General features: G+C 71.0%; 14 protein-coding genes and 2 pseudogenes. 13 read left to right on the top strand and 3 right to left on the bottom strand.

The annotated features are described in order from the left end of the window. A pseudogene (locus ACWC1K_RS49335) lies at window positions 1-270 on the bottom strand (cysteine dioxygenase); the annotation flags it as partial. 638 nt (window positions 271-908) lie between these two features. Here ACWC1K_RS49335 and ACWC1K_RS49330 point away from each other — a divergent pair. The 3 genes from ACWC1K_RS49330 (at window position 909) to ACWC1K_RS49320 (ending at window position 6606) form a co-directional block, all read left to right on the top strand. Next, the gene (locus tag ACWC1K_RS49330) at window positions 909-1172 is read left to right on the top strand and encodes a WhiB family transcriptional regulator (protein WP_010986447.1); all 264 of its coding nucleotides are present in this window, start codon (window positions 909-911) and stop codon (window positions 1170-1172) included. Window positions 1173-1411: 239 nt separating this feature from the next. Beyond that, window positions 1412-5065 (top strand): glycosyltransferase, encoded by a 3654-nt coding sequence (locus ACWC1K_RS49325; protein WP_450840599.1) that lies wholly within the window; start codon window positions 1412-1414, stop codon window positions 5063-5065. Next, the gene (locus tag ACWC1K_RS49320; protein WP_450840597.1) at window positions 5062-6606 is read left to right on the top strand and encodes a DUF5719 family protein; all 1545 of its coding nucleotides are present in this window, start codon (window positions 5062-5064) and stop codon (window positions 6604-6606) included. Before ACWC1K_RS49325 ends, ACWC1K_RS49320 begins: the two co-directional genes overlap by 4 nt. 144 nt (window positions 6607-6750) lie before the next feature. Here the strand turns inward: ACWC1K_RS49320 and ACWC1K_RS49315 are convergent, their stop codons facing one another. Next, window positions 6751-7200, bottom strand: coding sequence for a metallopeptidase family protein (locus ACWC1K_RS49315; protein ID WP_450840601.1), 450 nt, complete (start codon window positions 7198-7200; stop codon window positions 6751-6753). A 343-nt stretch (window positions 7201-7543) separates the two neighbouring features. Between ACWC1K_RS49315 and ACWC1K_RS49310 the strand changes: the two genes are divergently transcribed. From ACWC1K_RS49310 to ACWC1K_RS49270, 9 genes and pseudogenes are all read left to right on the top strand, one after another. Continuing rightward, entirely contained in the window at window positions 7544-7921 is a 378-nt protein-coding gene (locus ACWC1K_RS49310; protein WP_030941657.1) for a DUF3499 domain-containing protein, read from the top strand. Window positions 7922-8073: 152 nt separating this feature from the next. Continuing rightward, window positions 8074-9019 (top strand): annotated as a pseudogene (locus tag ACWC1K_RS49305) (L-lactate permease); the annotation flags it as partial. Window positions 9020-9251: 232 nt separating this feature from the next. Then, window positions 9252-10616 (top strand): phosphomannomutase/phosphoglucomutase, encoded by a 1365-nt coding sequence (locus ACWC1K_RS49300; RefSeq protein ID WP_450840595.1) that lies wholly within the window; start codon window positions 9252-9254, stop codon window positions 10614-10616. Between the two features lie 507 nt (window positions 10617-11123). Beyond that, window positions 11124-11309, top strand: coding sequence for a Trm112 family protein (locus tag ACWC1K_RS49295; protein WP_351482784.1), 186 nt, complete (start codon window positions 11124-11126; stop codon window positions 11307-11309). Between the two features lie 135 nt (window positions 11310-11444). Continuing rightward, complete coding sequence (locus ACWC1K_RS49290; protein ID WP_450840593.1) at window positions 11445-12575, top strand: SIS domain-containing protein; 1131 nt, start codon at window positions 11445-11447, stop codon at window positions 12573-12575. Between the two features lie 75 nt (window positions 12576-12650). Next, window positions 12651-13802, top strand: coding sequence for a mannose-6-phosphate isomerase, class I (gene manA / locus ACWC1K_RS49285; RefSeq protein WP_450840591.1), 1152 nt, complete (start codon window positions 12651-12653; stop codon window positions 13800-13802). A 136-nt stretch (window positions 13803-13938) separates the two neighbouring features. Beyond that, window positions 13939-14919: a cation diffusion facilitator family transporter gene (locus tag ACWC1K_RS49280; protein WP_123965516.1), complete on the top strand. Its 981-nt coding sequence runs from the start codon at window positions 13939-13941 to the stop codon at window positions 14917-14919. A 492-nt stretch (window positions 14920-15411) separates the two neighbouring features. Further along, complete coding sequence (gene ahcY / locus ACWC1K_RS49275; RefSeq protein WP_450840588.1) at window positions 15412-16869, top strand: adenosylhomocysteinase; 1458 nt, start codon at window positions 15412-15414, stop codon at window positions 16867-16869. Between the two features lie 157 nt (window positions 16870-17026). Next, a complete protein-coding gene (locus tag ACWC1K_RS49270) occupies window positions 17027-17641 on the top strand; it encodes a hypothetical protein (RefSeq protein WP_450840586.1) in 615 nt (204 codons plus the stop codon). Window positions 17642-17725: 84 nt separating this feature from the next. Here ACWC1K_RS49270 and ACWC1K_RS49265 read toward each other — a convergent pair whose 3' ends face one another. Then, window positions 17726-18754: an RDD family protein gene (locus ACWC1K_RS49265; protein WP_450840584.1), complete on the bottom strand. Its 1029-nt coding sequence runs from the start codon at window positions 18752-18754 to the stop codon at window positions 17726-17728. 129 nt (window positions 18755-18883) lie between these two features. On the opposite strand from ACWC1K_RS49265, the gene ACWC1K_RS49260 reads away from it, so the two are divergent. Then, window positions 18884-19891: a stage II sporulation protein M gene (locus ACWC1K_RS49260; protein WP_450840583.1), complete on the top strand. Its 1008-nt coding sequence runs from the start codon at window positions 18884-18886 to the stop codon at window positions 19889-19891. Window positions 19892-20202 lie beyond the last annotated feature (311 nt).

The raw sequence follows: 20202 nt of genomic DNA, 5'->3' as shown, positions 1-20202 counted from the left end.
GGAGGGGCCGTGGTCGTGCAGCCCGCTGCCCTGGCCGGGCACCCAGGACAGCAGCCACACCTCGTAACCCGGCCCCGTGCGCAGCCGGTGGTACCAGCGCGTCGTCGCGTCGTACTCGACGAGGTGCTCCCACTGGGAGCGGTCGGCGGCGATGGACCGCGCCAGCCCGACGAACTCGGCCACGGTGGCCGGGTGCTCGCGCGGCGGCTGCAGCAGGTGCTGGACTTCGAGGATGTCGCCGGCGATCTGGAGGTCGTTGTCGCTGTTCATAAGGGGGTGTGGTTCCTCAGTGAAAGAAGGTCAGAGGGAACGGGAGCCCCGTCACGGACGACAGGGCCACAGCCGGAGCAGGTGGGGCTCAACAGCTGGAACAGCAACAACAGCTACAGCGAGCGCGGGCAGCACCGTGGGACCCGGCGGTGCGGGTCGAGGTGAGCGCCAAGTTCGCGAGCATGCCCACAAGGACAGCGGTTCACACCTTCACTGTCAACTCGACGCCCGCTATGTGGGACATGGTTCACCTCATCCGGTTCATGTCGCAGGCGAAAGGTTTGTGCATGCGTCACCCGGGACACATGGCGCTCAAACCTCGTTGCGGTCCTGTGATCCGACTGTGATCCGGTTTGCTTCGAGGTGCGCGTGGAACGAGATCGGATCTGCGGGCGTCCTTCCCCGTACAGGCTCTGCGCGGGGTCGAAGGCCCTGCCGGGCCTCGTCTGTGTGTCAAGGTTTATGCCGATTTGAACACTTTCCGCATGGCCTTGGTTCCGCAGAGTGAATAAGGGGCTCAATAGCAGATCTCGGCTTGACTCGCCCGGAGCAGCACACTTGTAATTTCACTCGTGTCGTTCAGCCGGAATCGGTAACGGCTACATCACGGGGACGCGAAAGACAGACGAGGGGCGCACATGACCGAGCTGGTGCAGCAACTGCTGGTCGACGACGCGGACGAGGAACTCGGCTGGCAGGAGCGCGCGCTGTGCGCCCAGACCGACCCCGAGTCCTTCTTCCCCGAGAAGGGCGGCTCCACCCGTGAGGCCAAGAAGGTCTGCCTGGCCTGTGAAGTCCGCTCCGAGTGCCTCGAATACGCCCTCGCCAACGACGAGCGCTTCGGTATCTGGGGCGGGCTGTCCGAGCGTGAACGACGCCGTCTGAAGAAGGCCGCGATCTGACCCGGCGGCCGAGACCCTCACACAACCGAAACACATTCGAACGGCCCGTCGCAGGTGGGGTTGTCCACAGGCGGCGGGCCGCCGTGGCCCCCCGTCGCCCGACCACCGCCCCTCATCGAGGCGCTTCGCGCCGCCCCTTTTGGTTCTGCCGATAGTGTGGTCGCTCGTCCGAGACGGCTCGCTGCCCCCACGGGGCACAGACGTCCACCGCAGTCCATCGAACCGGGGCCCGTACCTCGATGTCCGTGCACAGCCACACGGCAGCCCATCAAGACCTCGCTGCCACACCAGAGTTTCCGCGTCACGTGGTGACGGCGGTCGTCGTCTCCCACGACGGCGCCCGCTGGCTGCCCGACGCGCTCGCCGGGCTGCTCGGCCAGGAGCGCCCCGTTCAGTACGTCGTGGCCGCCGACACCGGCAGCGCGGACGACTCCGCCCAGCTGCTCACCGACGCCCTCGGCGCCGACCGCGTGCTGCACCTCGCCCGGCGCACCGGCTTCGGCCAGGCCGTCGAGGAGGCGGAACGCAGCGCACCCGTCCTGACCCCGGACGAGCTGCCCTATCTGAGGCGGCCCAGCGGCTGGGACCCGGTCACCCGCTCCTGGCGCGACGACGCGTACGACATGCCGGAACTCCCGCACGGCGAACCGGTCCAGTGGCTGTGGCTGCTGCACGACGACTGCGCCCCGGAACCCGACGCCCTGGCCCAGCTGCTGCGCGTCGTGGAGAACGAACTCGAACTCGGCCGCGACGACGTGGCCGTCGTGGGCCCCAAGCTCCGCGGCTGGTACGACCGCCGCCAGCTCCTGGAGGTCGGCGTCACCATCGCCAACTCCGGCCGCCGCTGGACCGGCCTGGACCGCCGCGAACAGGACCAGGGACAGCACGACCACGTCCGGACCGTGCTGTCCGTGTCCACCGCCGGCATGCTCATCCGCCGCGACGTCTTCGAACAGCTCGGCGGCTTCGACAGCCGGCTGCCGCTGATGCGCGACGACGTCGACCTGTGCTGGCGTGCCACCGCCGCAGGCCACCGCGTCCTCGTCGCCCCCGAGGCGGTCGTACGGCACGCCGAGGCCGCCTCCCGTGAGCGCCGCACCGTCGACTGCTCGGGCCGCACCGTCGCCTCCCCGCACAAGGTCGACAAGGCAGGCGCCGTCTACACCCTGCTGGTCAACACGCGTACGGCCGCGCTGCCCTGGGTGCTGGTGCGTCTCGTGCTCGGCACGCTCCTGCGGACCGTCGCCTACCTCGTGGGCAAGGTCCCCGGGCAGGCGGTCGACGAGATCCGCGGCCTGCTGGGCACGCTGCTGCGCCCCGAGCGGATCATCGCCGGACGGCGTCGGCGTGGCCAACCGCAGATCGACAAGGGCGAACTGCGCGCCCTGTTCCCGCCGCCCGGCGCGACCATACGGGCCACCGTCGAGCAGGCCGCGGGCGACCTCGTCGGCCGCTCCGACCCCGAGGTGACCTCCGGCGCCGGACGGCACGGCGGCGCGGTCGAGTCCGGGCCCGGCGGCGACGACGCGGACTTCCTGGAGATCGAGCAGTTCGCCCGCCTCAAGCGCATCGGCCGCAAGCCCGGCCCGATGCTCTTCCTGATCCTGCTGTTCGTCTCGCTGATCGCCTGCCGCGAACTGCTCGGCGGCGGCGCGCTCGCGGGCGGCGCCCTGCTGCCCGCCCCGGCCGACTCCAGCGAGCTCTGGTCGCGCTACCTCGACTCCTGGCACGCCGTGGGTGCCGGCGGCACCACGTCCGCACCGCCGTACCTGGCGATTGTGGCGATGCTCGCCTCCGTGCTGTTCGGCTCGACCGGGCTCGCGGTCACGGTCCTGCTCGTGTGCTCGGTGCCGCTGGCCGGCGTCACCGCGTACTTCGCCTCCCGCCCGCTCGTCGAGTCGCGTCTGCTGCGCGCCTGGGCCGCCGTCGTCTACGCCTTCCTGCCGGCCGCCACGGGCGCGCTCGCGGGCGGCCGCATCGGCACCGCCGTACTGGCCGTGCTGCTGCCGCTCATCGCGCGCGCGGGCATCGCCGCCGGCGGCCTCGCGAACGCGTCAGGCACCCCGGGCAGTTGGCGCGCCACCTGGGCGTACACACTGCTGCTGACGGTCACCACGGCGTTCACGCCCATCGTGTGGCCCGTCGCGCTGGTCCTCGGCCTCGCGCTGCTCGGCGTGCGGCGCACCGACATCACCGCCCACGGCCTGCGCTTCCTGGCCCAGCTCGGCACACCCTTGCTGGTCCTCGCCCCCTGGTCGCTGACGCTGCTCCCGTTCGGCTTCTTCAAGCAGGCCGGGCTCGACTACGGGCCCTCCGCCGCCTCCGCCCTCGACCTGCTCGGCGTGAGCCCCGGCGGGCCGGGCACGGTCAGCGGGCTGATGCTCATCGGCATCGTCCTGGCCGCGCTGGCCGCCCTGCTGCGCTCGGAGCGTCAGTTCGGAGTCTGGACGGCCTGGGCGGTCGCCCTGGTGGGTCTCGTCTTCGCGGTCCTGTCCAATCGCTCGACCTGGGCCGGCCCGGCCACTCTCGTCTACGGCCTCGCCCTCCTGACCGCCGCCGTCATCGGCGCCGACGGTGCACGCGCGCGCGTGGCCGAGCAGAGTTTCGGCTGGCGCCAGCCGGTGGCCGCACTCATAGCCTTCGCCGCGCTCGCGGGCCCGCTGGTCATCGCCTTCGGCTGGATGATCCGCGGCGCCGACGGACCGGTCGAGCGGCAGGACCCCGTACAGGTCCCCGCGTTCGTCGCCGAGGAGAGCGGCACCAGCGACCAGGCACGCACGCTCGTGCTCGACAGCGACTCCACGGCCCGCGTCGGCTACACCCTGGTGCGCGGCTCCGGCGCCCGGCTGGGCGACGCCGAGAGCGCCGCGGCCGACGGAGAGAACGCCAGGCTCGACAAGGTCGTCGCCAACCTCGTCGCCGGCTCCGGCGCCGACCAGGCCGACCAGCTCGGCAAGTTCGCCGTCCGCTACGTCCTCGTCCGCAAGGGCGCGCCCCGCGAGGCCACCCGCGTCCTGGACGCCACCCCCGGCCTCTCCCGTCTGAGCCAGCAGGACGGCAGCGCCCTGTGGCGGGTCGACCAGGAGGTGGCGCGCGCCACCCTCGTCCCCGCCTCCGGCTCCGGTACGGCGCAGCCCGTCGCCGCCGGACCCGTCGAGATCCACACCACGGTCCCGTCCGGCTCCGGCAGCCGCCTCCTGCGCCTCGCCGACACCGCCTCCGACGGCTGGACGGCCACGCTGGACGGCAGGCCGCTCACCCGCACCACGGTCGACGGCTGGGCCCAGGGCTTCCAGCTCCCCGCCTCCGGCGGCAAGCTGGACGTCACCTACGACGACCCGATCACCCACACCGCCTGGCTGTGGGCGCAGGGCTTCCTGGCCGTCGTCCTCGTCGTCCTGGCCCTGCCCGGCCGGCGCCGCGACGTCGACGACGACCTCCCCGAGGAACCGGCCGTACCCGCCGAGGCCGTCGCCGGCGAGGGCCGCCGTGCCCGCCGCCTGCGCGCCCAGGCGGAGGCCGAGAGCGAAGAGGCGGGCCAGAACGAGGAGTTCCCGTCTCCTCCTGCGGAGGAGACACCGGTGGCGGTCCCGCATCAGCAGTCCTACGGCGACTGGGACGCGGCGGGCTATCAGGGCGCCGACTACGGCAACTACGGCAACGAGCAGTACCAGGGCACCCAGCAGTACCCGGCGGGCACGTACGACCAGACGTACCAGGCGGACCCGTACCAGGGCGGCCAGTACGACCCGTACGCGTACGGCGGCTCCGCCCAGCAGGCGTACGACCAGACCGCGTACGACACGTCGTACCAGCAGGGTTACGACCCGACGTACGACCCCGCGCAGCCGCATCCGCACGACCCTGAGCGCCCCGACGGGAGTCAGCAGTGAACCGCACCACCATCTCCCTGATCGCCGGCACGGCCGCGCTCGCCGCCGTCACGGGCTTCGCCTCGCTCACCGCGCCCGGTGCCTCCGGCGCGGACACCGCCAAGGCGGCCGCCGAACTGCCCGTGGAACGCACGACGCTGCTGTGCCCGCAGCCCAGCACCTCCGACCTCGCCGACACGTCCTACACGTCCTTCACGCCCGTCACGAAGGGCACGGGAAGTGACGGCACGGCCCAACTCCAGTCCGCCACCGAGCAGTCGGCCGACGCGGCGGGCGGCAGCGGCAAGACGACCGGCAAGGCGAACGGAAAGAAGAGCGGCAAGAAGAAGGCCGGCAAGCCGAAGGCCGACAAGCCGGTCCTCACGCCCAAGGAGCCCGGCAAGCCGGTCACGGGCGACACCTCGGGTTCCGACACACCCGCGCTCGTCGGCACCGCCGAGGGCCGGTTCGCGCCCGGCTGGGCGGTGCAGGAGACCACCGAGGTCGCCGCGGGCACCGGACGCGGCCTCCAGGGCGTCAACTGCACCGCACCGGACACCGAGTTCTGGTTCCCGGGCGCCAGCACCGACCCCGCCCGCACCGACTACGTCCACCTCACCAACCCGGACGACTCCGCCGCCGTCGTCGACATCGAGCTCTACGGCAAGGACGGCGCCCTCAAGTCGACCGTGGGGGAGGGCATCACCGTCGCACCGCACTCCAGCGACCCGGTCCTGCTGTCCACGCTCACCGACGAGAAGCAGACCAACCTCACCGTGCACGTGAACGTCCGCAGCGGACGCGTGGGCGCCGCCGTACAGGCCCTCGACGACAAACTCGGCGGCGACTGGCTGGCCGCGTCCACGGACCCGGCGGGCAGCCTCGTCCTGCCCGGCATCCCCAAGGACGCCACCTCCGTGCGCCTGATCGCCTTCACGCCCGGCGACGCGGACGCCGACCTGAAGCTGCGGCTCGCCTCCCCGTCCGGGCAGATCACGCCCGCCGGGAACGAGACGCTGCATGTGAAGGCCGGCATGACCACCGCCGTCGACCTCGGCCCCGTCACCCGCGGCGAGGCCGGCTCCCTGGTCCTCACGCCCACCGACAAGTCCGTGCCGGTGGTCGCCGCGCTGCGTGTCGTACGGGGCAAGGGCGACAAGCAGGAGACGGCGTTCATCCCGGCCACCAGCCCGGTGGGCACGCGCGCGACGTCCGCCGACAACAGCGGAAAGGGCACCACGCTGTCCCTCGCCGCACCCACTCGCACCGCCCAGGTGAAGGTCACCGCGTCCGCCGGCAGCGACGGCGGCACTGCGGTCTCGAAGACGTACACGATCAAGGCCGGCACCACCCAGGACATCGACGCCCCCGTCCCGAGCGGCCTCCAGGGCACCTACGCCCTGACGGTCGAGCCACTGTCCGGGGGCCCGGTCTACGCGGCACGCACCCTGGCGGCGACGGAGGAGGGTGTCCCGGGCTTCACGGTCCAGACCCTGCCGGACGACCGCGGAACGGTGGCGGTACCGGAGGCGGACCAGGACTTGTCGGTACTGCAGAAGTAGCTGTTGCTGGTGGGCGCCGGCCGGGGTTTGATCTTTATCAGCCCGTCCGGCATCTGAGGACGAGGCCGTTCAGGCCGAAAAGCGGGGGGCTGGGGGCGGCAGCCTCCAGCAGGGACGACCGCCGGGTGCCATCGGAACCGCGGCTCAGTCCTCCCCGTACCGTGGATCCACCGTCTCCGGAGTGAGCCCGAGCAACTCGGCCACCTGCTCGACCACGATCTCGTGCACCAGAGCGGCCCGCTCGTCGCGCCCCTTCGTGCGGATCTCCACCGGCCGCCGATACACGACCACCCGTGCCGGCCGTCCCTCCCGGGAGGGAATCGTGCCGCCCAGCGGCACCGCCTCGTCGCTCCAGGCCTCGGCCGGGCCGTCCAGGCGCGGCACCTCGAGGACGAGGAAGTCGATCTCGGCGAGCTGCGGCCACCGCCGTTCCAGCCGCTCCACGGAGTCCTGCACCAGATCCGCGAACGCCTCGGCCCGGCTCGCGGCGAGCGGCACCTGGGGCGGCGCGATCGGGCCGCGCATGCCCCGGCCGTGGCGATCACGACGGCGGGGCCCGGGGCGGGCGGCACGGTGCGGTACGGGGTTGTCCATCACTGGTGAAGCGTAGTCCCCGCCGGGACCGCGCGGTGTGCCCCACGCGGCCGGCCCGAGCGCCTCGGATCCCCCTGGTGGACCTGTCGCAGGATGACCATTCCAGCCAAGGTTGGGCTCGTTTCCGTATCTCTACGAGACCGATGATGTTGGGGCAATTGACGGTGTTTGTACGGTGTGTTGATCGGGCGAAGAGGCGCGGAATGTCGTGTGAACGCGTGTCCGTGCAGGTCAGCGGGGTGTTCCGCGGGAGGTGTGTGGGGTGTTTCACACTACGACACGGTGGAGTGACCTGGGGGAGAGTCGTCGCGGCCCGCTCAAGAGTGCGGTACCGTCCAACGTCGTGAGCCCTGTACGTCGCTGTTCGCGCACCGCTTGCGGCCGTCCCGCCGTCGCGACGCTGACGTACGTCTACGCCGACTCGACCGCGGTCCTCGGCCCGCTCGCCACCTACGCCGAACCCCACTGCTACGACCTGTGCGCCGAGCACTCCGAGCGCCTCACCGCCCCGCGCGGCTGGGAGGTCGTCCGGCTCCTCGACGGCTCCGCTCCGGCCCGCCCCAGCGGCGACGACCTGGAAGCGCTTGCCAACGCGGTGCGCGAGGCGGCCCGCCCCCAGGAGCGGGCGGCGGGCGCAGGCGGTGGCGGCGCGCGCACGGCGGACCCGATGGAGGTCGCGCGGCGCGGGCATCTGCGGGTACTGCGGTCCCCGGACAACTGAGCCGCTTCTTCGTCCCCCGTTTCGCCCAGTGGTGCGCATCCGTTGACGTGCTCCTTGGCGCGGACACGGCCATGAGGTAGGCAACCGGCTGGGGAAATCGCTTTCTGCGTGCCGGAATCCGCCGGAGGCGGCCGTGTACGTCTAAGGACTGACTGGAACCCGTCGCCGACCCCCTGGGCCTTCCGCCCTCGTCGCGGCGCGGCCCCTGCTGATCGTCCTGACCCTGCTCGGCGGAGTACGCATGAAGGCGCACTGGCGGGCCTGACAGGGCTTCTGGCGGCCGTTCCGGTGGCCCGCTCGCCCTACCGCATGCCGCTCGGCCAAACGCTCTCCAGCGCCATCCAGGGGGTCGTCTTCGGTCTCTTCCCCATCCTGTGGATCGTGGTCAACGCCCCGTGTACCGGATGACGGTCCGCACCGGCACTTCGACATCCTGCGCCACTCCTTCGGACGGCTGTCGGGCGCCCGCGCATCCAGGCCCTCGTGGTCGCGATCTGCTCCGTCATGCTCGTCGCCCTCGGCTTCGACCCCGTGCGCAGGCGACCGGGCTGCCGCTGGACTTCCGTGGCCTCCGTGGTGGGACGTCAAACCCCGCTGCTGGCACTGGTGGTGCCACTCGTCCTGGTCCGGCTGGTGGACGGGCGGCGCGGCCTGCGCGAGACCTGGGTGCCCGTCCTGGTCTGCGGAGTCGCCTTCGCCGTCGCCCAGTTCGCCGCCTCCGACTACGTCTCCGCACAACTCGCCGACATCGGCGCCTCCTTGGCGGGCGCGGGCGCTCGGGTCGCCGCAACGCACGCGCGCGTGCCCGCCACCGAGTCGGTACGCGCGTCCGTGCTGACCGGCACGCGCAGCGAGGAACTGGACGAGGAGGACCCTCGGCGCGAAGTCCCCTGCGTCTACGCCCCGTACGCACTCATCGTCGCGATCCTCTCGGTCGAGCAGATCCCCGCGGTCAGGGACTGGCCGGCCCGGGCGACACAGACGTACGACTCGCCGTTCCTGGGCGTCGCCGGGCCGGAAGGGAAGCCGGTCGGCGGCAATGTGTTCACCTGGCCGACCGTGTCGACCGGCGGCACGCTCGTACTGCTCGCCGGCGTCCTGGAGCATGGGCCTACTGCCGGTGACGTGCCTGATCGTGGTGGGGCAGAGCTCACCGGTCCTGGACTGGATGCTGCCCTGACTCCTCCCGGATCCTGACCCGGCTCTTCCCGGTTTCTCACCCGGCTCTGACCTGAGGTTACGGCTGGGAGTCCACTCGGAGTCCGCACGGCGCACTGCCGACCGGTACGGGTAGTTTGAGGCGACCGATAGGACTTCAGGAGGGTTGGCCGTGGCTGCTGATCTGTCGCAGATCGTGAAGGCGTACGACGTACGCGGGGTGGTCCCGGACCAGTGGGACGAGCCGCTGGCCGAGCTCTTCGGTGCCGCCTTCGTCCAGGTGACCGGGGCGGACGCGATCGTGATCGGCCACGACATGCGGCCGTCGTCGCCGGGCCTGTCGCGTGCCTTCGCGCGCGGGGCGGCCGCACAGGGGGTCGACGTGACCGAGATCGGCCTGTGCTCCACCGACCAGCTGTACTACGCCTCGGGCGCCCTGAACCTGCCGGGCGCGATGTTCACGGCCTCGCACAACCCGGCGCAGTACAACGGCATCAAGCTGTGCCGCGCGGGCGCGGCGCCGGTGGGCCAGGACACGGGCCTGTCCCGGATCCGCGAACTGGCCGAGCAGTGGAGCGAGTCGGGCGCCCCGGAGCCGGCCGGCGAGCCGGGAACCATCACCTCGCGCGACACGTTGTCGGACTACGCGGTCCACCTGCGCTCCCTCGTCGACCTGACCTCCATCCGCCCCCTGAAGGTCGTCGTCGACGCGGGCAACGGCATGGGCGGCCACACCGTCCCGACGGTCTTCGCCGGCCTGCCCCTGACCCTCGTACCCATGTACTTCGAACTCGACGGCACGTTCCCGAACCACGAGGCGAACCCGCTGGACCCGGCGAACCTCGTCGACCTGCAGCAGCGGGTGCGCGAGGAGTCCGCCGACCTGGGCATCGCCTTCGACGGCGACGCGGACCGCTGCTTCGTCGTCGACGAGCACGGCGACCCGGTCTCGCCGTCCGCCATCACCGCCCTGGTGGCCGCGCGCGAGCTGGCGAGGAACGGCGGCAAGGGCGTGATCATCCACAACCTGATCACGTCCTGGTCGGTCCCCGAGGTGGTGCGCGAACACGGCGGCACCCCGGCCCGTACCCGAGTCGGCCACTCCTTCATCAAGGCCGAAATGGCGAAGTCGGGCGCGATCTTCGGCGGCGAACACTCGGCCCACTACTACTTCAAGGACTTCTGGAACGCCGACACGGGCATGCTGGCCGCCCTCCACGTCCTCGCGGCCCTCGGCGGCCAGGACGGCCCACTCTCCGAACTGGTCGCCGAATACGACCGCTACGTCGGCTCCGGCGAGATCAACTCCACGGTCGCCGACCAGGCCGAGCGCCTGGCAGCCGTCAAGGCGGCATACGGCGCCCGCGAGGACATCACCCTCGACGAACTCGACGGCCTGACGGTCACCTCCGCCGACTGGTGGTTCAACGTCCGCCCGTCCAACACGGAACCCCTCCTCCGCCTGAACGCGGAGGCAAGGGACGAGGCCACCATGACAAAGATCCGAGACGAGGCCCTGTCCATCATCCGAGCCTGACGACACCGAACAGGGCCGGGCCCCCGGCACCAATCACGCCAACCCGGGCCACAGCCCGGGCCGGCCCCCTTCCTGACACCAACTGGAATCTTGCAGCCGGTCCGGCGCCTGAGGTCACCGTCCCGTCCCCGCCCGTCCGTCAGGGCCGCACTTCTTCAGTGCCGGTGGGCACTTTCAGCCGGTCCGGTGGGTGAGGTCGTGGTCGCCGTCCCGATCCCCCACCCGCCCGCCGGGCCCGCACCTCTTCAGCGCCGGTCGGCACCTTCAGCCCGTCCGGCGTTTGAGGACGAGGCCGTTCAGGCCGATGGGGGTCCAGGGGGCGGAGCCCCTGGCGGGGCCGAAAGGGGCAGCGCCCCTGGGACGGGACGGGTAGGGGCGGCGGGGGCGATCCCCTCCCAGAGCCACCCGACCCGACCCCCGCCCAACCCCGGCACCCCGCCCCCCACGGCGGTACGCTGACCAGGCACATCCGCACACGCACCCGCACGCCCCCGAAGGGACACCCCCATGCCGCTCGAAGCCGGCCTCCTGGAGATCCTCGCCTGCCCGGCCTGCCACGCCCCCCTCAAGGAGCAGGAAACCAAGGACCAGGAAACCGAGCTGATCTGCACGGGCAAGGACTGCGGCCTGGCCTACCCCATCCGCGACGGCATCCCCGTCCTGCTCGTCGACGAGGCCCGCCGCCCCGCCTAACGCCGAGCCCCGCCACCCGCGCAAGAAGGCACCCGCAAAGCCACCGCGCGAAAAGGCACCCGCGCAGAGGCCCCGCCCCCGCGTACCACCGCGACGCGCACACAAAGAACCCCCGGCGATCGGAGGCTGCCGCCCATGCTCGACGAATCGCTGCTCGACACCCCCGAGGCCCTCTCGGAGGCCGACCGCCGAGGCCTGCTCCGCGGCGCCGCAGAAGCAGGCGCCCGCGTCCGCACGGCGGCCCGGCACGCCGCAGAGGCCGGCGTGAACGACCTCAAGCCCGACGGCCGCCCCCGCGCAGTCCTCATCGCGGGCCCCGGCGCCGCAGCGACCTGCGCCGCCGACCTCCTCGGCACGCTCGCCGGCCCCGGCAGCCCCGTCATCCGCCTCGCCCCCACCGGCGTAGCCCCCGCCGCGGGAGCCCTGCGCTGGGAACTCCCGGGCTGGGCCGGCAGCGTCGACCTGCTCCTGATCACCACCCCCGACGGCACCGAACCCGGCCTGTCCCTGCTCGCCGACGCGGCCTACCGCCGCGGCTGCACGGTCGTCGCCGTCGCCCCCGCCCGCACCCCGCTCACCGAGGCGGTGCAAGGCGCCCACGGCCTCTTCGTGCCGATGGCGACAGCCCCGTACGAGCAGGACGAACAGGAACTCGCCGCCTCCGCCCCCGGCGTCCTGTGGGCCCTGCTCACACCCCTCCTCGCCCTCCTGGACCGCACCGGCCTGGTCACCGCCCCGCCGGAGGCCGTCGAGAAGATCGCCGACCGTCTCGACCACATCGCCGAACGCTGCGGCCCCGCCATCGCGACCTACAGCAACCCCGCCAAGACGCTCGCCGCCGAACTCGCCGACGCGCTGCCCGTCGTATGGACCGAGGGCGTCTCGGCAGGCCCAGCGGGACGGCGTTTCGCGGCCGCCCTCGCCGAACTCTCCGGCCGCCCGGCGGTCGTCGCCGAACTCCCCGAGGCACTCGCCGCCCACAGCGCCCTGCTGGCCGGCCCGCTCGCCGCCAGCGCCGACCCGGACGACTTCTTCCGCGACCGCGTAGAGGAAGCCCCCGCCCTGCACGCGCGCGTGGTGCTGCTCCGCGACCGCCCGATCGAAGGCCTCACCGCCGCACCCGCCGCCCGTGACCTGGCCCTGAGCCACGACACGCCGATCAGCGAACTGGAACCGGAACCCGGCGGCGAACTGGAGACCCTCGCCGAGCTGATCGCCATCACGGATTTCGCCGCCGTTTACCTGGCGCTCGCCTCGGGGGCCTGACGTTGACCCGCGCAACCCGCGCTTACTGACCAGCGCCCGCCGAGCGCGGCGTACGTACGGAGACGAAGACACAGCATGGACCGCCTCGACAACACCATCCGTCCCTACGCCTGGGGTTCGACCACCGCGATCCCGCATCTGCTCGGTGTCGAACCGACCGGCGAACCGCAGGCGGAGATGTGGATGGGCGCCCACCCCGGCGCCCCCTCGCGCACCGGACGCGGCACGCTCGCCGAGGTCGTCGACGCGGACCCGGAGAAGGAACTCGGCCCCGCCGCCTTCGCCAAGTTCGGCCCCCGCCTGCCCTTCCTCCTCAAGATCCTCGCCGCCGGCGCCCCGCTCTCCCTTCAGGTGCACCCGAACCTGGAGCAGGCGAAGGAGGGTTACGCGGACGAGGAGCGCCGGAACATCCCCGTCGACGCCCCGCACCGCAACTACAAGGACGCCAACCACAAGCCCGAACTGATCTGCGCGCTCACCGAGTTCGACGGCCTGTGCGGCTTCCGCGACCCGCTCCGGGCGGCCGCCCTCCTCGACGGCCTCGGGGTCGACTCCCTCAAGCCGTACGTCGACCTGCTGCACGCCCACCCCGAGGACGCCGCCCTGCGCGAGGTCCTCACGGCGATCCTCACCGCCGACCCCGAGGAGATGGCCCACACGGTCTCCGAAGCCGCGGCCGCCTGCACGCGTCTGGGCGGCGACTACGCGCCCTACGCCGACATCGCCCACCACTACCCGGGCGACCCGGGCGTCATCGCCGCGATGCTCCTCAACTACGTCCGTCTGCAGCCCGGCGAGGCCCTGTTCCTCGGCGCAGGCATCCCGCACGCGTACCTGAACGGTCTCGGCGTCGAGATCATGGCCAACTCCGACAACGTCCTGCGCTGCGGCCTGACCCCCAAGCACGTCGACGTCCCCGAACTCCTGCGCATCGTCCGCTTCGAGGCCAGTGACCCCGGCGTGCTGCGCCCCGAGGCGTCCCCGGACGGCGAGGAGGTCTACGAGACCCCCATCGACGAGTTCCGGCTGTCGCGCTACGTCCTCCCCGAGAGCGGATCCACCCACGACCTCACCCGCGCCACCCCGCAGATCCTGCTCTGCACGGCCGGTTCCGTGCAGGCGGGCGAACACGAACTACGCCCCGGCCAGTCGGTCTTCGTCCCGGCGGGCGAGAAGGCCGAAGTGTCCGGAGCGGGTACGGTCTTCCGGGCCACTGTGATCGTATGACCGGGGCTGTGGACACCTGAGGCGCCGTCGTCGGGCAGGACTGCAAGAATGGCCCACCGGCAAAGGACGGGCAAAGCCGCGACGAGGCGGGGCCCCGGACGGCGTACGTACGAAGGCGAAGGGACAACGCGGACACATGAGCGCGTCAGGCGGCACCAGGGCGATCGTGGCGGCACTCGGCGCCAACCTCGCGATCGCGGCATCGAAGTTCGTGGCGTTCGCGTTCAGCGGTTCGTCCTCGATGCTCGCCGAGGGCGTCCACTCGCTCGCTGACTCGGGCAACCAGTTCCTGCTGCTGATCGGCGGCAAGAAGGCCCAGCGCGAGGCGACCCCGCAGCACCCCTTCGGCTACGGCCGCGAGCGGTACATCTACGCCTTCCTCGTCTCCATCGTCCTCTTCTCCGTCGGCGGCATGTTCGCCATCTACGAGGGCTACGAGAAGATCCGCCACCCGCACGAGGTGGAGCACTGGTACTGGCCGGTGGGCGTCCTCGTCTTCGCGATCATCGCCGAGGGCTTCTCCTTCAAGACGGCCATCAAGGAGTCGAACGAGCTGCGCGGCAAGCTGTCCTGGTCGCAGTTCATCCGCCGTGCCAAGGCGCCCGAGCTGCCCGTGGTCCTCCTGGAGGACTTCGGCGCGCTCATCGGTCTCGTCCTCGCACTCGGCGGTGTCGGCCTCGCGCTGCTCACCGGCGACGGCGTCTGGGACGGCATCGGCACGGTCTGTATCGGCATCCTGCTCGTCCTGATCGCCCTCGTCCTCGCCGCCGAGACCAAGTCCCTCCTCCTCGGCGAGGCGGCCGGGATCGACGAGGTCAAGCAGATCGAGGCGGCCATCGTCGACGGCGACACGGTCACCGGCATCATCCACATGCGCACGCTCCACCTCGGCCCCGAGGAACTGCTGATCGCCGCCAAGATCGCCGTCCAGCACGACGACACGGCCGCCGAGGTCGCCTCCGCCATCAACGCCGCCGAGGCCCGCATCCGCGCCGCCGTCCCCATCGCCCGCGTCATCTACCTCGAGCCGGACATCTACAGCGAGGCCGAGGCCGCCAAGGGCCCCGACCGCGAGGCCACCCCCGGCGGACCGGCCCCCCACCCCGCCGGTCACTGACACCACCTCGCCGTACGACCAAGGGGCCCGCCGAACGCTCGGTGGGCCCCGTCGTCGTAACATTTTCAGCCCCGCAAGATCGATCAGGCGGTTCCTGATCTCCCGGCATCCGGCAACAGCCACTGCCTTCCTCAAAGGCGCGAAGGTCCGTGTTCGACCTGGTCCGCCGCCTCCTGTCCTCTCGTTCGCAGGTGTCCCGTTGTCGCCCTCCGACCATGGCGGTCGGCGCCCGGCGCCCGCCCGGATCGGCGCGATGTGTTCGAAGGCGGACTGGGGCCGCCGGGGCGGCCGGTGTAGCTTGGAACCGAGCCAGACGTCGCTGCTGATGGCGGTCGGGCGGTCCCACCGGGGACCGACCGAGGGAGAGAGGGCCTCCGACGGACTGCGCTGCGCGTACGCGGGCATGCCTGTGTCCTCTTCGGGCACCCCTGTGTCCGCCGCCGCGCAGACCAGCCGTACCCACCTCGTCCCAACCCCGAGGAGCAGCTCGCAATGACGACTGTCGAAAACCGACAGGACTTCAAGGTCGCCGACCTCTCCCTGGCCGCCTTCGGCCGCAAGGAGATCACCCTCGCCGAGCACGAGATGCCCGGCCTGATGGCGATCCGCAAGGAGTACGCCGAGACCCAGCCGCTGGCCGGCGCCCGGGTCACCGGCTCCCTGCACATGACCGTGCAGACCGCCGTGCTCATCGAGACCCTGGTCGCCCTGGGCGCGCAGGTCCGCTGGGCCTCCTGCAACATCTTCTCCACCCAGGACCACGCGGCCGCCGCCATCGCCGTCGGCCCGAACGGCACGCCCGAGAACCCGCAGGGCGTCCCGGTCTTCGCCTGGAAGGGCGAGACCCTGGAGGAGTACTGGTGGTGCACGGAGCAGGCGCTGACCTGGCCGGACAGCCCCACCGGCGGCCCCAACATGATCCTCGACGACGGTGGTGACGCCACCCTCCTCGTCCACAAGGGCGTCGAGTACGAGAAGGACGGCAAGGTCCCCTCCGTCGACACCGCCGAGTCCGACGAGCACCGCGTCATCCTCGAACTCCTGCACCGCACCATCACCAACGGCTCGCAGAAGTGGACCCAGCTCGCCTCGGAGATCCGCGGCGTGACCGAGGAGACCACCACCGGCGTCCACCGCCTGTACGAGATGCAGCGCGACGGCGTCCTCCTGTTCCCGGCGATCAACGTGAACGACGCCGTCACCAAGTCGAAGTTCGACAACAAGTACGGCTGCCGCCACTCCCTGATCGACGGCATCAACCGCGCCACCGACGTCCTCATCGGCGGCAAGACCGCGGTCGTCTGCGGCTACGGCGACGTGGGCAAGGGCTGCGCGGAGTCCCTGCGCGGACAGGGCGCCCGCGTCATCGTCACCGAGATCGACCCGATCTGCGCCCTGCAGGCGGCGATGGACGGCTACCAGGTCACGACCCTCGACGAGGTCATCGACAAGGCCGACATCTTCGTCACCACGACCGGCAACAAGGACATCATCATGGCCTCGGACATGGCCAAGATGAAGCACCAGGCGATCGTCGGCAACATCGGTCACTTCGACAACGAGATCGACATGGCCGGCCTCGCGAAGATCCCGGGCATCGTCAAGGACGAGGTCAAGCCGCAGGTCCACACCTGGACCTTCCCCGACGGCAAGGTGATCATCGTCCTGTCCGAGGGCCGTCTGCTGAACCTGGGCAACGCCACCGGTCACCCGTCGTTCGTGATGTCCAACTCCTTCGCGGACCAGACCCTGGCCCAGATCGAGCTGTTCACCAAGCCCGACGAGTACCCGACCGGCGTGTACACGCTGCCCAAGCACCTCGACGAGAAGGTCGCTCGTCTCCACCTGGACTCGCTCGGCGTGAAGCTGACCACGCTCCGCCCCGAGCAGGCCGCGTACATCGGCGTCCAGGTCGAGGGCCCGTACAAGTCGGACCACTACCGCTACTGAGCGGCTCGGCTCAGCCGATGCTGAGCGCGTCGGTGCGCTGACGCGCTCACCAGCAGCAGTTCCTCCGAGGCAGGCCCCCGCACCCCCGTGCCGGGGGCCTGCCCCTTTGGCTCTGCGGCCCGTCGGCCGGACCAGCCCGTCAAGACCCAGGACCCCCATGCCCCGCGGCCGTTATTCGCTCCACGATCCGCACGATCACACCCCCCTCGCAGAAGAACACTTCCACTGCGCCCCCGGACCTTCCGGCTGGCGCTATGTCTCCCAACTCACCACCCCCGCGGGCGATCACGGGGGCTCCGTCGACCTCGCCCTCGACGAGCTGGGCCGCCCCATCCGCCTCGAGCTGCACGCCGCGGGCTGGCAGGTCCGCGGTGCCGCCCTCGACGGCGTCACCTGGGTCCGGACGGACCCCACCGGAGCCCATGCCACTGAAGGCAACGTGCGCGCCCACGCCTTCACCGGCACATCCCCCGCGTTCCTCATCGCCACCAGCCGTCTCCTGCGCCTCACCCCCTCTGCCACAGCAACCCGCGTACGCCTCGTCGCCTTCACCGACCCCGTCCTCGCCCCGCGCACCGTGGACCAGTCCTGGGCCTTGGTGAACAGAGAAACACACGCCACTGACAACGCCCCCCTGACCGTGGACGAGTACCAGGTCACAGCACTGGACACGGGTGAGCAGCACGCCGTACACATCGCCGGCGACGTGGTGCTCGCCGCACCCGGCATCGAGCTCGAAGACCTCGAATCGCCGCCGTCCCCATTCACCTGAGCGAGACGTCGCCGAAGCGGCGTAGGGGAACGCACGGGATGCAGCTGCCTCGACCAGACGGCTCGTACGGCGGCCGTGACGGGCCTACGCCGGTGGTACGAACCCGGTGGACTCGGTGGTTCCCCCCGCGCCGCCGGCGGGCCGTTCGGTCGACGGCGCGGGCGGCTGGGCGGTCTCATGCGCCGGAGCTTCCTGCGTAGGCGGCTCGGTTTGCCATCCGGCCTCATTCGTCCGCGCCGCATGGGCAGCCGGCGCAGCCACCACCGGAGGGAATGCGGCAGGGGATTCGTAGGAGCCCGGCGCACCAGGCGGGGGCACGGCACCCGAAGGCTGCACACCCGCGGCCGGGTACCCGACCGCAGAACCGTTCGCGAAGGCCCGTCGCGCCTCCCGGGCCTGCCTCTCCTGCAGCACAGCCGCCAGATACGCCGCCGGCGGAACCCCCTGGGGAACCGGCGTACCCGTACGCGCCGAGAGGTCCGAGGCGAGCCGCTCCGCCATCGCCCAGCCGACCTGCGGGTCCAGCTGCTGCATCCGCGACAGATACTGACGGACGGCGAGCCACAACCCGTCGGGAACCGCGGACAGATCAAGCCCCGAGAACCTCCCGGCCAGCCAGGGCGGTGGTGGAGGCAGGAAGCCCGTCCGCACCACAGGCACCCTTTCCCGAACAACAAGAGTCCCGGCGAACACGTCGCCGAGCCGTCGCCCCCGTGCCGACACAAGGGATGCAGTGCACGCGACGACCCCGAACGTCATCAGGATCTCGACCACACCGATCCCACCGCGAACCAGCGCATGCCGGAACCGGATCGGCCCGCCGTCGTCCCGTACCACCCGCAGCCCGCACGCCAACTTTCCGAGCGACCGCCCATGGCTGAGCGTCTCGACCGCGATCGGCCCGCCCACCAGCACCAGAACGGAGGTCGCGATCGACACCGCGATCTGCGCCGCGTCGTCCAGGGAAGCCGTGGCGGCGAGCAGAGCGATGGTCAGGACCACGTAGACGACCATGGCCACGGCAACGTCGAGCAACACTGCAAGCGCCCTGCTGGGCAGCCTCGCGGGGCGCAACTCCAGCGCCACCGCCTCGCCCGTCACAAGCTGACTCACGCCCGTAGTCCTTCCCCTGGCCTGCCCCGTGAACGGTCAGTCTGCCAAGCTGAGGGCGCATCGCGCCGCAGTACGAAAAGCTGACCCCACGACGAGCCACCGACGAACAGCCGAGGAGCAGGCAAACCGATGGACCTCGACGTCTTCGTCACTGCCCACCGAGCCGAATGGGATCGCCTCGACGCCCTCCTCAGGCGTCAACGCCGTCTCACCGGCGCCGAGGCCGACGAACTCGTCGCGCTCTACCAGCGCACGGCCACCCACCTTTCCCTGATCCAGTCCAGCGCTCCGGACCCCCAGCTGACCGGACGGCTCAGTCAGCTCGTGGCACGCGCGCGTAGCGCAGTGACAGGCACCCGACGCGCCTCCTGGCGGGACGTCACCCGCTTCCTGACCCGGGGATTCCCTGCCGCGGTCTACAGATCGCGCCGTTGGTGGGTCCCCACGGCGCTGCTGTCCACCGTGGTCGCCGTTCTCCTGGGCTGGTGGATAGGCACCCACCCCGAGGTGCAGGCCACGATTGCGGCCCCCAACGAGCTGCGTGAACTCACCCGCCCAGGGGGACAGTACGAGACGTACTACTCGAGCCACCCCGCGGCCTCCTTCGCAGCCCAGGTCTGGACGAACAACGCATGGGCCGCCGCTCAGTGCCTGATCCTGGGCGTCTTCCTCGGCCTGCCCGTCCTGTGGATCCTCTTCCAGAACATGCTCAACCTCGGGGTCGGCTTCGGTCTGATGTCCTCGGCCGGCCGACTCGACACCTTCCTCGGCCTGGTCCTCCCACACGGCCTGCTCGAACTGACCGCAGTCTTCGTGGCCGCCGGAACCGGTCTCCGCCTCGGATGGACCCTCATAGACCCGGGCCCCCGCGCCCGGCGCACGGCTCTTGCCGAGGAGGGCCGTGCCGCCGTCGGCATGGCGATCGGTCTCGCGCTCGTCCTGTTCGTCTCCGGCGCCATCGAAGGCTTCGTCACCCCCTCCGGCCTGCCCACATGGGCTCGAATAGGCATCGGGGTCGCTGTAGAGCTCGCCTTCCTCGCATACGTCTTCGTCCTGGGCGGCCGAGCGGCCCGAGCCGGAGAAACGGGCGACGTCGAGACAGCTGAGCGCAGCGCCACGGTGCCGACGGCCGCCTGATGTGCAGGCGCGCCTCCTGACCTGTTAGTCTCTCCTTCGCCCCACAGGAGCCGTTGACACGGACCAAGTGGGGAGGTAGATTCGAACAGTTGCCTGGAACTGGATCTAGTCCGGTCGGCAACAGTGAGTATCTGTCTGCTTCTCGGAAACATCGATTTCGAAGAAGCCACTCCCGATGAATCGGAAATGAGCGGCCGGTCAGTCCGGCTCGAAAGTTCTGATAAAGTCGGAGTCGCCGGAAAGGGAAACGCGAAAGCGGGAACCTGGAAAGCACCGAGGAAATCGGATCGGGAAACGGTCTGATAGAGTCG

The sequence above is a fragment of the Streptomyces sp. NPDC001492 genome (genome assembly GCF_053597275.1).
Note: the sequence above shows the minus strand (reverse complement) of the source record. Positions and strands in the feature narration are given on the sequence as shown.

Bases quoted from the DNA above. Each gene is read 5' to 3' on its own strand.
- ACWC1K_RS49330 (WP_010986447.1), top strand. From the start codon at position 909: ATGACCGAGCTGGTGCAGCAACTGCTGGTCGACGACGCGGACGAGGAA.
- ACWC1K_RS49325 (WP_450840599.1), top strand. From the start codon at position 1,412: ATGTCCGTGCACAGCCACACGGCAGCCCATCAAGACCTCGCTGCCACA.
- ACWC1K_RS49315 (WP_450840601.1), bottom strand. From the start codon at position 7,200: ATGGACAACCCCGTACCGCACCGTGCCGCCCGCCCCGGGCCCCGCCGT.
- ACWC1K_RS49295 (WP_351482784.1), top strand. From the start codon at position 11,124: ATGCCGCTCGAAGCCGGCCTCCTGGAGATCCTCGCCTGCCCGGCCTGC.
- ACWC1K_RS49290 (WP_450840593.1), top strand. From the start codon at position 11,445: ATGCTCGACGAATCGCTGCTCGACACCCCCGAGGCCCTCTCGGAGGCC.
- manA (WP_450840591.1), top strand. From the start codon at position 12,651: ATGGACCGCCTCGACAACACCATCCGTCCCTACGCCTGGGGTTCGACC.
- ACWC1K_RS49280 (WP_123965516.1), top strand. From the start codon at position 13,939: ATGAGCGCGTCAGGCGGCACCAGGGCGATCGTGGCGGCACTCGGCGCC.
- ahcY (WP_450840588.1), top strand. From the start codon at position 15,412: ATGACGACTGTCGAAAACCGACAGGACTTCAAGGTCGCCGACCTCTCC.
- ACWC1K_RS49270 (WP_450840586.1), top strand. From the start codon at position 17,027: ATGCCCCGCGGCCGTTATTCGCTCCACGATCCGCACGATCACACCCCC.
- ACWC1K_RS49260 (WP_450840583.1), top strand. From the start codon at position 18,884: ATGGACCTCGACGTCTTCGTCACTGCCCACCGAGCCGAATGGGATCGC.